Annotated in this window: 9 protein-coding genes; all 9 read left to right on the top strand. The window is 40.6% G+C overall.

Annotation, left to right across the window (positions count from 1 at the left end):
- The first annotated feature begins 1 nt into the window (after position 1).
- The 9 genes from DL92_RS0109075 to rfbB all read left to right on the top strand — a co-directional run bounded on the left by DL92_RS0109075 (position 2) and on the right by rfbB (position 12,447).
- Positions 2–1,462 (top strand): MBOAT family O-acyltransferase, encoded by a 1,461-nt coding sequence (locus tag DL92_RS0109075; RefSeq protein WP_026667476.1) that lies wholly within the window; start codon positions 2–4, stop codon positions 1,460–1,462.
- Positions 1,463–1,529: 67 nt separating this feature from the next.
- Positions 1,530–2,600, top strand: coding sequence for a hypothetical protein (locus DL92_RS0109080; RefSeq protein ID WP_026667477.1), 1,071 nt, complete (start codon positions 1,530–1,532; stop codon positions 2,598–2,600).
- A gap of 16 nt (positions 2,601–2,616) precedes the next feature.
- Positions 2,617–4,083: a DUF6056 family protein gene (locus DL92_RS0109085; RefSeq protein ID WP_155841088.1), complete on the top strand. Its 1,467-nt coding sequence runs from the start codon at positions 2,617–2,619 to the stop codon at positions 4,081–4,083.
- 7 nt (positions 4,084–4,090) lie between these two features.
- Positions 4,091–5,644, top strand: a complete 1,554-nt coding sequence (locus tag DL92_RS0109090; RefSeq protein ID WP_026667479.1) for a hypothetical protein — start codon at positions 4,091–4,093, stop codon at positions 5,642–5,644.
- Positions 5,641–6,006 carry a transporter gene (locus DL92_RS0109095; RefSeq protein ID WP_026655787.1) on the top strand — a complete coding sequence of 122 codons (366 nt, stop codon included), beginning with the start codon at positions 5,641–5,643 and terminating at the stop codon, positions 6,004–6,006. Before DL92_RS0109090 ends, DL92_RS0109095 begins: the two co-directional genes overlap by 4 nt.
- On the top strand, positions 5,999–6,355 hold the full coding sequence (locus tag DL92_RS0109100) for a multidrug ABC transporter (RefSeq protein ID WP_026667480.1): 357 nt from the start codon (positions 5,999–6,001) through the stop codon (positions 6,353–6,355). The genes DL92_RS0109095 and DL92_RS0109100 overlap by 8 nt, the downstream gene beginning before the upstream one ends.
- 184 nt (positions 6,356–6,539) lie before the next feature.
- Positions 6,540–9,809 (top strand): glycoside hydrolase family 25 protein, encoded by a 3,270-nt coding sequence (locus DL92_RS20235; protein ID WP_051625281.1) that lies wholly within the window; start codon positions 6,540–6,542, stop codon positions 9,807–9,809.
- 24 nt (positions 9,810–9,833) lie between these two features.
- The gene (locus tag DL92_RS0109110; protein ID WP_026667481.1) at positions 9,834–11,342 is read left to right on the top strand and encodes a hypothetical protein; all 1,509 of its coding nucleotides are present in this window, start codon (positions 9,834–9,836) and stop codon (positions 11,340–11,342) included.
- 19 nt (positions 11,343–11,361) lie between these two features.
- Complete coding sequence (rfbB, locus tag DL92_RS0109115; protein WP_026667482.1) at positions 11,362–12,447, top strand: dTDP-glucose 4,6-dehydratase; 1,086 nt, start codon at positions 11,362–11,364, stop codon at positions 12,445–12,447.
- Positions 12,448–12,458: the final 11 nt, after the last annotated feature.

A 12,458-nucleotide genomic window follows, 5' to 3' on the forward strand; every position in this document is an offset into this window, starting at 1 on the left:
AATGCTTTTTAATTCATATGAGTTCATGCTTTTATTTCTGCCGATATTTCTTGCGGCGTATCTTCTGATAAGGACAAAGATCAAAGATTATAAGAAAAAAGAAAGCCTTTTGAATATATTGATGATTCTGGGCTCTCTTATTTTCTATAGTCTTTTTGAGATTAAAAACACAGTTATTTTATGTATGAGTATTTTCCTCAACATAAATGTCATAAATTGCATCAGGTTAAAGAAGAACACGAAGATCTGGATGATCGCGGGCGTAGCGGTAAACATTGCGATATTGTTTTTCTTTAAGTACAGCGTTGTTTATGCGGGAATGTTCTTTCCTGTTGCAATCAGTTTCTACACATTCAACCAGATTTCCTATATTGTTGATTTATATCGGGGTGAGATAAAAGAATATGATCTGATGGACTATCTCATCTATATTTTGTTTTTTCCAAAGATTCTGCAAGGGCCTTTGATGGGATTTGCGGCATTTAACGATGGGCTTAAAAAAGCTTATAAAGATGATATGGATTGGGAAAAACTGATGCGTGGATTGCTTCTTTTATCCATGGGATTGTTTAAGAAGGTAATCCTTGCGGATACTTTTGCAAAGGCTGTCGAGTACGGATTTTCTGCGATTCCCAATCTTGGAAGGATAGAGGCGATACTTACCGCTGTGTTCTATTCTTTCCAGTTGTATTTTGATTTCAGCGGTTACTGCGATATTGCGGCATCTGTCTGTATGATGATGGGATTTGAGCTTTCGCTTAATTTCAATTCACCTTATAAGGCTGTTGATATAGGTGATTTCTGGGGCAGATGGCATATCACACTCACTAAGTTTTTTACCAAATATGTATATATACCTCTCGGAGGTAGCAGAAAAGGGCAGCTTAGGACGTATCTGAATATCTTTTTCATATTTTTGCTCAGCGGAATCTGGCATGGCAACGGAAGTACGTTTGTTGCCTGGGGAATCATGCATGGCGTTCTGAGTATCATCACAAGAATGTTGAAAAGAGCGAAAAAGACGTCAAAAAAGAGTGAGGAAAACCGGATTGTCGCAGAGGGTAAAAAGATTTGCGGAACTTTTTTTACCTTTGTCTATGTAACTGCTGCATGGGTGTTCTTTAGGGCGAGCAGCATTTCCGATGCGCTTCTTCTTTTTAAGAGAATGTTTGTCGGCGGAATAAGACCTTTTTACAGCACGTTTGCCGATGGCTTTAATCTCGATGAGATATGGTATGTGATAAAGATGACACCGCTTATGAAGTTTAGCTTTGCGTGGGATTTTTGTCTATGGCTTTTTCTTATTGCGGGCGGTGTGATAATCTTTTTGGGAAAAAATGCTGTTACGTATTCTAAGGAGTGCAAGATAAATCTTGGCACGACTGTACTTACTGCGGTGCTTTTAGTTTGGAGCATAATCAGCTTTTCGGGCGTAAGTACATTTCTTTATATGAATTTTTAATGTATTTTCAAGTTGATAATACATTTGTGCCGGTCGGAAGAACGGACGGCATGGGGCGGAGAAAATTATGAAAAGCTATAAAAAGTACTTTTTCATCTTAATAAGCATGGTTCTTGCGGTGTTTATCATCTGCGGGGGAATCGTGGTGTATGTGGATCCTTTTTTTCATTTCCATACTCCTGTTGCGGGATTTCCGTATATTGTAGACAATCAGCTCAGTCAGAATCCCGGAATGGCGAGGAATATGGCATATGACGGATGTATCATAGGATCGTCCATGACGGTTAATTTTGACACGGACGATTTTAAAGATATTCTTGGAACGGATACCGTAAAACTTAGTTACAGCGGGGCATATCCCAGGGATGACTACAATATCCTTTCTTTCGTGTTTGATAAAAATACCTATGCGAGGAAACAGAAGCCTGTAAAGCAGGTGTACTTTGCCGTAGATATCCCGACTATGACGGCAGATCCGGATGAAACAAAGTATCCGCTTCCGATGTATTTATATGACAAGAGTGTCATTAATGATGTAAAATATCTCATAAACAAGGATGTATTATTTGAATATATTTTTCGTCCCGTTATCAGGGGAAAAGGTTCGGATATTTCGGAAATCTATTTTAGCTGGTGGACACCTGAGTATTACAATATTCAATGGGTTATGCACAATTACGAGCAGCCTGAGATAAATCCTGTGGAAACTGAAAAAGATGGGCTGATCGAGAGAACGGAAGTAAATCTTTCAAGGAATATTCTTCCTTTTGTGGAGTCAAATCCGGATACAGAGTTTTATTTCTTTTTTCCCCCTTACAGTATCCTGTATTGGAACAATGTGAAGCGCGAGAATACATTTGAGGCGACGATGAAGCAATACAGATATGTCGCCGAGAGGCTTCTTGGGTATAAAAATGCGAGGGTGTTTTATTTCCAGACTATGGAGGAAACCCTGGACCTTAGTAATTATGCGGATTATTCACATTATAAACCCGCAATTAACAAATTTATGGTAGAATGCTTTAAGGATGGAAAATATGAAATTAAATCCGTTGAGGAAATGGATAAGGGGTTGTTAACTGTCAGAAAAATGGTGGCAGATTTTGATTATGCAGACCTTTTTTCGAGGAAATGGTAAGAAAGATTGCGGGTATATGAAACACGAGAGAACGCAAAGAGTATTGAATTGGGGAATGGTGATCGTATCGGTTCCGGTTATCGCGTTTTTGATAGAGACGATCGTAAGGACAGCCATGTTTGTTGTGCCGGTATCGGATGATTATTGGTACGCGGGATCGGGAATCGGAGTCGATGGATTCTTTGATCGAATTGTTTCTGCATGTAAGTTTGCACATGAGGCGTACAGGCATGAACAGGGCGCATATTTCACTTCATTTATAGGTTCGTTTTTTAATCCCATAATCTACGGCGGCTTTTCTGCAATGAAGGTCACTATGGTGATCAATGCGGTGCTTGTCTTTGCGGCGGTTATATTCTTGACCGGTGTCATAATGAAGAAAACTGCGGATGTTGGCGTGCATGTTGTATTATTTGTGATCGTGATCGCAGTGTTTCCGCTTACGGCGTATGATTCGTTCAGGGAAGTGTTTTACTGGTTTTCCGGAGCCTGTACGTATGGGGTTCCCATTTCATTTGGACTTACGTCGATCGGTCTTTTTATCATTTATAACCTTAACAAGGAAGTTGCGCTGACAGGAAGAGAACCGTTGGTTCTTGCGGCAATACTCGGAGCGGCGACGGTCGGAGCATCCCTTGCAATAACGGGGATATTTGTGTATTTTCTTTTGTGTACTATTATCTATTTTGCGATTAAGAGAAGAAGACTTGAAAAAGATAATATGATAGTATTTATTACATGTCTTGCAGGGGCGGTTATCAATATGATCGCGCCGGGGAATTTGACGGGACATGGAATTGAAAACAGCGGCGCAGTTGATGTAAAAGCCGGAATCGGTTATGCGGCAGAGCATTATAAGTATGTGGTAAGGTGGCTTTTTTTTAACAGGAATTATCTTGTTCTTGTTATCAGCCTTATGGTTGTCGGATATCTTATCTATGACAGGATAAAGCTTTGCAAGACAGCTTGGATAGTGGTCGGAGCTATGCTTTTTGCTTCTCCGATGGTAACGGCTTTTGCGCAGGTAATGGGATATGGCATGGAGCAGATTCCGAACGGATGCTTTTTTATCACAGTGATGGCTACGACTGCCGCATTTGATAATCTGGCATTGTTTATCGGATGGTTAATGGGAAGAGCTTTGAAAGGACATAAGAAGATGTCCGTTCTTGCGGTTCTTTATGCAATTATTTTCGTGTGCTTTATAGCGACACCTTTTTCACCCGGAAAGTATAGCGTTGTTATGCTTAACAAGAAGCTTTATAGTGGTGAACTTCAAAAAAATTATGTTGAGACAAAGAAACTTACAGACAGCTTTGCAAATATGAAAGATAAGGATGTTAAAGTTGATGTCCCGACAAATCCTGAAACTATCGGGGATTTTTATTCCTTCTTTTTGCTTGACGATCCGGACAGCAGGATCAACAGTGATGTGGCAAAGGTATACGGATTGAGCTCTATATCCAATATAAGAGAGGAATGATGCAGTAATGAGAAATAAGAGAAATAAAAGAGAAGATTTTGATATATACAGCGATGATGATTTTGATATCTTCGCAGGAGACAGTATGGAAGAATTCGAAAACGATGATGACTTCAGAGACGCCGACGATTATGAAGATGAAGCCGGATATGACGGCGATTACAGAGATGATTATGAAAACGACGGCTATAGGGATGACTATGAGGATGATTACGCAGAGGGCTTTGAAGAAGGCTATGAAGATGACTTCAAGGATGACTTCTATGATTTTGATAAAGAGAATGTAAGATCGTCGGGAAAAAGAGGCCGTTCCGACGATTATGAAGAATATGAAGACGATTATCCTGCAGACTACGAAGATGAAGATCATGATGATGAGCTTTTTGAAGACTACGAGGATGACGGGCAGGAGGACGAGTATATGAGAGATTACAAAGGCAGCAGACGTAAGGATAGTCGATCGAAACGTTACAGAGATGATTATGACGATGAAGAGTATTATGAGGATAGCAGGAGCGCAAGGAGAAGCGGGAAGAGAGGATACTCCGAGGATGATGACGACGGAGACTACGAGAAAAAAGGTAAGATTCCGCGTTGGGCTCACTTTGTTGTATTAGGTGTAATTGTAGCTATTGTCTTATATTTTGTTTTGCAGATCGTGAAATGGGATCACAGCAGTATTGAGCTGAAAGAGTCCGATGAAAAAAATATTTCTGCAGAGCTTCAGGATTTTATCACCTATAGATCTGACGAGCAGAAGGCAGGACATAAGGATGACGGTGAAGAGACGATACTTATGGTCGGAAATGACGCTATTACCCATGATCTGGGAGATACGGGAATTGCCGCTCAGATTGAAAAGGCTTCAGGTGCGAAATGTATAGCTGCGGGATTTCCCGAGACTACCGTTGCGCGTTCAGCAAACGGCAACGATCCTCTTGATGCTTTCTGTTTCCCGAGCGTAATAGATGCGATCACAAGCGGAGATTATTCCAAACTTCACGAGGCTACAAGTTCTGTTGATAATTCTTCAATGTTTGAAGACAGTATAAAAACACTTGAAGATGTCGATATGGATAAGGTTGATACTCTGGTTATCTACTACAATGCGCAGGATCTTCTTAAGGGAAGGATCGGTAGAAACCCTGACAACCAGTTTGACGAAGTGACATATAACGGAGCGCTTGCTACCGGAATTAAAAAGATTCAGGAAAAGTATCCTTATATGAGGATTATAGGTATGACCGTTACTTTCTGTTACGGCTTTGACAAGGACGGAAATGTAGTTGCGGGAGATAAGCTTGAACTTGGAAACGGTGATCTTTTCCAGTATTACCTTGGAATGATGACGGTTTGCTCAGAGGCTGAGAATCCCGGCGTAAGTGTTGTTGACAATTATAACGGAGATATTTCTGAAGAAAACAGTAAGGATCTTCTTGTTGACAATATTCATGTAAATGCCGAATGTAATAAGAATATAGCGGAGCATTTTGCGGAAGTCTTTAAGAATATTGTAGATACAGAAAAAGGAACGGGAGAAGAAGGGGAATCGGAAGAATGAAAAAGAACAGTATAGCCGGTATTTTTCAGTTGCAGGGAGCAGTTATTGTCTATTCTCTTTCGACTGTTGCTGCTAAATGCGCTTCCGAATATCCGACATTATCTCTCGGATGGATTGGCTTTTTTGCACTTGAATTTGTTGTTTTGGCAATTTATGCCGTTATATGGCAGCAGGTTATTAAGAAATTCCAGCTCTCTATAGCTTATTCCAATAAGGCAGTAACATTGATGTGGTCAATGCTCTGGAATTTTGTAATTTTCTCGGAGAGCATTACACCCGGAATGGTGATCGGCGTTCTTATTGTTATCGCCGGAGTTATAGTTATGAACAGTTCATCGGAGGAGGAAGCGGAAAGTGTATAAGTATTTTTTAATGATGCTTTTGGCTGAGCTTATAGCATCCTCTTCTCAGATCTTTTTGAAGATGAGTTCGAAAAAGAGCTATCTATCGACCATAAGGGAGTATCTTAACTGCCTTGTTATAGGTGGGTATTCGCTGCTTATGGTGTCAATGGTCATTACGGTGGTCTTTGGCTATAATAAAGAAAAACTTGGATATATGGGAACGGTAGTAATGGAGCCCATAAGCTATGTTTTTGTATTGATCCTGTCGAGGATTGTTTTTAAGGAAAAGATATCGAAGAGAAAGATTGTGGGGATGAGTCTCATTATATGTGGGATTGCAGTCTTTTTCCTAAATAAACCAATGTAAAAAAGAAAATGCAGATTGGGGGCGTGAATCTGCGATATACGATATATAGAAATAAAAAATCCGAATGATAACAAAAAGTTGTTATTGTATTTCGAAAATGTTAAAATGCTATATATGGTATAGGGGGTTATCGAGGGAGGATATATTTAGTTACGTAAATTGATCAATCGTACGAGGAGTGTATATGAAAAAGATAACTAAGCGCGGATTATTTGTCGGCCGCAAAACTTCTAAAGACAGAAAAAGACGAGACAACAGGGAATATAGGGAAGAATACGACAGAGATGTTCGTGACGATCGTGAGTACGACGGATATGATGATTATGTAGATGATCTTGGATATGATGATCGTCGCTATGACAGGGAGTATGAGGTTTTTGATGATAATCGCGATTACAAAGTTGAGAGCGATTATGATGATTACGATTGCGACCGCGATTATGAAGACAATAAAGATTACGTAGATAGCCGCAAATACAGTGATGCAGGCTATGACTACGACAGAAGATATGAAAAAGAAGATTATGATAGGGATTATGCCGATGATGATCGTGACTACGAAAACGGAGATGATTACGGTCACGGATATGCGGATGATGATCGCTATTATTCAAATGATGCCCGTGGTTATGACGATGAAGTTCGCGGGTATGATCGCATGATTGATGAAAAGTATGATGATTCTGATTATGACAGAGATTATGCGGATGACGATCGCGACTATGCGGAAGATGACAGGCAATTTAAGAGTACCGATCTTGCAAGCGCATTTAATGGCGATAATGAGTATGATACAAGATATTGCGACAGTGATTATGAGTATGACGGCGGATATGATGACAGATATGATAATGAAGAATTCGGCCGTGGACATAAGGCATCTAAGAAGGGTGCACGCAGATCCGGAAAGACAAGAAAGAGTCTGAGTGCGGTAGAAAGAACTGCAGCAGTTGTTGCTGTTGTGATTCTTGGTGGTGCGATCGCGACAGGAGTTTTCTATACAAAAGCGCTTGGCAGAAGTCATGAGATCAGTGCTTTTGCAGATGTCGGATCGACTATGAGCGATGTTCAGATTGTTGGACAGAGCGGACTTGTTGCTGTTGCCGATGCTCAAAAAGCAAAGCAGATGACCGCTAATATCATTGATGAAGCAAAAGAAGAAAAGGTTGAAGAAGTAGTAGAAGAGAAGGTAGAGGAAGAAGTTACCGGCGGAAAGGTAAGCTTTAGTGTTTCTTCTATCAAGAGCGACCTTAAGATAAAGTTTATCGGAAGTAACAAGAAGCTCGTTGCAAAAGTTCCTTTTAAGGTGACTGTTGAAACTCCCGACGGATCTAAAGTTGATTACGAGGATGACGATAAAGACGGTATCATCTATAAAAAGGATATGAAACCCGGCACATATAAGGTTACACCAAATGCGCTTCCTGCCGAGTTTTCACAGTACAGCCTTGATACATCTACAAAGTCTGTAACCGTAAAAGACAAGGTAGAGATGAAGCCGGTTGATGTCAGCAACGAGGTTAAGAAAGAATCACAGATCAACGTTGCAAAAGAAGATACAGCGGTAAAGAACGTTGTGGAATCAACACTTAAAGATACTGTTGAATATGTTGAGAGTGAGAAGATTCCTGCAGACGGATCGGCTGCCGATAAAAACGGTACATATAAGGAAATTGATAAAAACAGTATTGCTGATCCTATGTCACAGTCATCGATAATTGACTTCACTAACTTTAGGACTGTTGCGTTGTTTACTACTGATAGTTCTACTTTACCGGATGCCGACTCGGATAATAGAAGCGGCGACGATTCAAGTGATGACAGCAAAAATGCTAATAAGGATGCAGCAAGTACAGGATTGAATGGCGGAGGAAGTAACAAGACTTCATCTGAAGATGAAGATGCAGCCAAATTAGCTAAAGAGAAAGAAGAAAAAGAAAAGCGGGAAGCAGCAGAGGCGGAGGCTTCAAGAATTAAGAAAGAAAAAGAAGAAAAAGAGAGGCAGGAAGCAGCGGCAGAAGCTTCCAGATTAGCCCAAGAAGCTGCAGATAAAAAAGCGAAAGACGATGCTGCTGCGGCAGAGGCTTCAAGACTTAAGCAGGAAGCTGACAAGAAGGCACTTCTTGAGAAAAACGGCAAGGTTCCTGTAAAAGAGACAGCAATAACACTTACTGAAGGTGATAAAAAGGCTATAGAAACAAAAGTATCCGGATTGGTGATTCAGATTACTTCTGACAATACAGGATGCGTATCATGTAGTGGAAATACAATTACTGCCGTGGCTAAGGGAACAGCAAAACTGACTGTTACAGCAGAGAATTATCAAACTGAATATATCACTGTAACTGTTAATGCCAAGAAAGCCGGAGATCTTCCTATCAATTTCAAGAAGATCACACTCGTACAGGATGAGAAGACAAATATCGGAATAAATGCAAATGATTATCCGGGATTCTCAGGAAAAGCGAAAGATGCTTCTATCGTAGGCGTTTCAGGAACAGAACTTCAGGGTAAGAAAGCCGGAAAGACAACGGTCACATATACTGCAACCGGATACAATGCATTTGATGTTGAGGTAACGGTAGTAGATAAGAAGGCGCTTCTTAAGACTCGCGATGGTGAGCAGGTTTATGTAAAGAGCTCAGAAGGTGGCTTCAGAGAGGCAACATATGCCGATTACTATAACAAAGAGAATTTCTTCCTTAAGGACAAGGGAGAGGGTAACTTCAAATACAAAGGCTGGCAGACAATAAACGGAAAGACTTATTACTACAACAAGAACTGTGAGTACGTAACAGGTAAGCAGGTTATTCAGGGCGTTGAATATGTATTTGGAAGCGACGGTGTCCTTACAACTTCTGCGGGAGCAAGAGGAATCGACGTAAGTAAGTGGAACGGATCTATAGACTGGAAGGCTGTAAGAAACGAAGGAATCGAATTCGCTATCATCAGATGCGGTTACAGAGGTTCATCTCAGGGTGCACTTATCGAGGATCCTACTTTCAGAACTAATATTAAGGGTGCTCAGGCAGCAGGACTTAAGGTTGGTGTTTATTTCTTTACACAGGCTGTAAACGAAGCGGAAGCTGTTGAAGAAGCTTCAATGGTAATAGAGCTTTGTAAGGGATATGGACTTTCATTCCCTGTATATCTTGACGTAGAGGGAAGTAACGGCCGAGGCGATACTATCAGTGCTGAGCAGAGAACTGCCAACATCAAGGCATTTTGCGGAACAATCCAGAATGCGGGATACAAGGCCGGCGTATACGCAAACAAGACATGGTTTACAAGCAAGATCAAGACCAATCAGATTACAAACTACAAGATCTGGCTTGCGCAGTATGCTGCAAATCCTACATATAACGCTACAAGATTTGATATGTGGCAGCATACATCAAAGGGTAAAGTGTCCGGTATTTCCGGAAATGTTGACCTTAACATTTTGTACAGATAATAAATGTGAATATAGGTACAATATATGAGTAACATCAACAAGGACAAAGGATTGGAATCTTTTAAGGTTCTGTCCTTTGTTTTGCCTTTAATTTTTTATATCGGAATTGCGGTTTTGGACGGCCCTGTATGGTGCGTTGATTCCCAGAGCTATGTAAGCATGGATTTCTCAAGAGAGCCTGTTTACCCGCTTTTTTTGGCGCTTATCAGAAAGATATTTGAAACCTTTAAATTCTCAGGCGAATATAAGGGGCAACCTTCATATCTTTTCTGTGCCGTGATAATTCAAAGCCTATTGTGGGTATATGCGTCGTGGCGGCTGGGAAATAAAGTCTGCAATGTTGCAAGCCATTATCTGAAGACAGGTGGTGCTTTGTTTCTTGGATACGCGGGTGTCTTTTCGCAGATGGCGGTTGCATCGCTTAACAGATTTGCAGCCAAAAGAGGCTCGATGTATTCTGAGAGCATTATGACCGAATCACTTGCAATTCCTCTCTTTGTTGTTTTCACAATAGAGCTGTGGAATTTGCACAGAGTGTATCTTCAGAGAAATCTCGTGAGAGTATTCGTCCTCGCGATTCTTATTGCAAGTATCAGAAAACAGATGCTTATCTGTCTTATTTTATGGGGCTTTTCGGCATTTGTAATTTATCTTTTTATAAACAGGCAGGAAGGCATACATAAGTTTTTTATAACCATGCTTATGATAGTTGCGGCTATTGCAAGTATAAAAGGAATTGACAGAATGTATAATTCGGCTCTTCGCGGAAGGTTTGTTGAACATATCGGAAACAACAAGGGCGGACTTGATACGGTTTTATATACGGCAAGAAGCGAGGATGCGGAACTTTTTAAAGATTATGAGGGCTATCCGGATCTCGATGCGTTATATACGGATATTTTTAATGCCTGTAATGAGCAGCAACTTAACATAGAATATGCTCCGGGTTATGAAAAGAGAGATCAGGCAAATGTATTTAATTCGGACTGGGCAGCGATGGCATCTCATTATGCGGAGAGCTATGATGTCATAGGTTTCGATATCGTGCAGGTTAAGTGTGATGAATATGTTGCAAGTCATTTTCCGGGACTTGAGCTGTGTGATGCTCAGCTAAAAGAAGATGAGATAGAGGGAATTCTTTTTAAAACTCTTTTAAAACACGCCTTTGAGAGAATAAAAAAAGGCGACGGCAAGGCAATAATATATGTATTTACCGCAAATGTACTTAAAGCGTTTGTAATATCTGTTGCAAATATCAGTCCGAAGATTCTTATTCCGATATCATTCTTTATGTATCTGCTGTTTTTGACTTCGTTTGTGCTCTTGTTCCTGAGCAGCGTTTTTGGAAATCGTGGAAATGAAAAGGATGTGAAGGTTGATTTTTTGCTGTTTGCGTTTCTTGCGCTTTCGGGAATTGCAATAAACTCTGTGGTTACGGGATCCATGATATTCCCGCAGCCCAGATATATGTGCTACGGTATGGGACTCTTCTACTTGGCACTGACTTGTGATATAATAGCCACGAAAAAATGAAAAGGAAAGGTATACTATGATGAAAACTTATCTTGTAACCGGAGGGGCCGGATTTATCGGTTCTAACTATATTCACTATATGTTCAAAAAATATGGTGACGATATCCGTATCATAAATGTTGATGCACTTACATATGCGGGAAATCTGGAGAATCTTAAGGACGTCGAGGATCGTGACAATTATACTTTTGTCAAGGCAAATATTTGCGACAGAGACGCCATCAACAAGATTTTTGAAGAGAATGACATAGACAGAGTTGTTCACTTTGCGGCAGAGAGCCATGTTGACAGATCTATTGTAAATCCTGAGATTTTCGTTGAGACTAACGTTCTCGGAACGGCTACTATGCTCAATGCAGCTAAGAAGGCATGGGAGCTTCCCGATGGAACATTTAAAGAAGGCAAGAAATTCCTTCATGTTTCAACTGACGAAGTTTACGGTTCACTCGATGATGACCCGAATGCTTATTTCTATGAGACAACACCTTACGATCCGCACAGCCCTTATTCAGCAAGCAAGGCAAGCTCAGATATGCTTGTAAAGGCTTATATGGACACATATAAGTTCCCTGCAAACATTACTAACTGCTCTAATAACTACGGACCTTATCAGTTCCCTGAGAAGCTCATTCCTCTTGTGATCAACAACGCACTTGCAGGTAAGGATCTTCCTGTATACGGAGATGGTAAGAACGTTCGTGACTGGCTCTTTGTTGAGGATCATGCAAAGGCAATCGACATGGTACAGGAGAAGGGAAGACTCTTTGAGACATACAATGTCGGAGGACACAATGAGAAGCAGAATATCGAGATTGTTAAGACAATCATCGATGTTCTCAGAGAAGAGCTTGATGACAGCGATCCCAGAAAGGCTAAGCTCAGCTATGACCTTATCAAGTATGTAACAGACAGAAAAGGTCATGACAGAAGATATGCCATTGCTCCCGATAAGATCAAGAAGGAAATCGGCTGGGAACCTGAGACCATGTTCAAGGAAGGTATCAGAAAGACCATTAAATGGTACTTCGATCACAACGACTGGATGGAGCATGTTACAAGCGGCGATTACGAAAAATACTACACAAAGATGTATTCAGGAAGATAAAAGAGGAGATT

Source organism: Butyrivibrio sp. AE2005 (genome assembly GCF_000686965.1).
GTDB classification, from domain to species: Bacteria; Bacillota; Clostridia; order Lachnospirales; family Lachnospiraceae; genus Butyrivibrio; species Butyrivibrio hungatei_A.

Coding starts and splice junctions, on each gene's coding strand:
- DL92_RS0109075 (WP_026667476.1), top strand. CDS start 2: ATGCTTTTTAATTCATATGAGTTCATGCTTTTATTTCTGCCGATATTT.
- DL92_RS0109080 (WP_026667477.1), top strand. CDS start 1,530: ATGAAAAGCTATAAAAAGTACTTTTTCATCTTAATAAGCATGGTTCTT.
- DL92_RS0109085 (WP_155841088.1), top strand. CDS start 2,617: ATGAAACACGAGAGAACGCAAAGAGTATTGAATTGGGGAATGGTGATC.
- DL92_RS0109090 (WP_026667479.1), top strand. CDS start 4,091: ATGAGAAATAAGAGAAATAAAAGAGAAGATTTTGATATATACAGCGAT.
- DL92_RS0109095 (WP_026655787.1), top strand. CDS start 5,641: ATGAAAAAGAACAGTATAGCCGGTATTTTTCAGTTGCAGGGAGCAGTT.
- DL92_RS20235 (WP_051625281.1), top strand. CDS start 6,540: ATGAAAAAGATAACTAAGCGCGGATTATTTGTCGGCCGCAAAACTTCT.
- DL92_RS0109110 (WP_026667481.1), top strand. CDS start 9,834: ATGAGTAACATCAACAAGGACAAAGGATTGGAATCTTTTAAGGTTCTG.
- rfbB (WP_026667482.1), top strand. CDS start 11,362: ATGAAAACTTATCTTGTAACCGGAGGGGCCGGATTTATCGGTTCTAAC.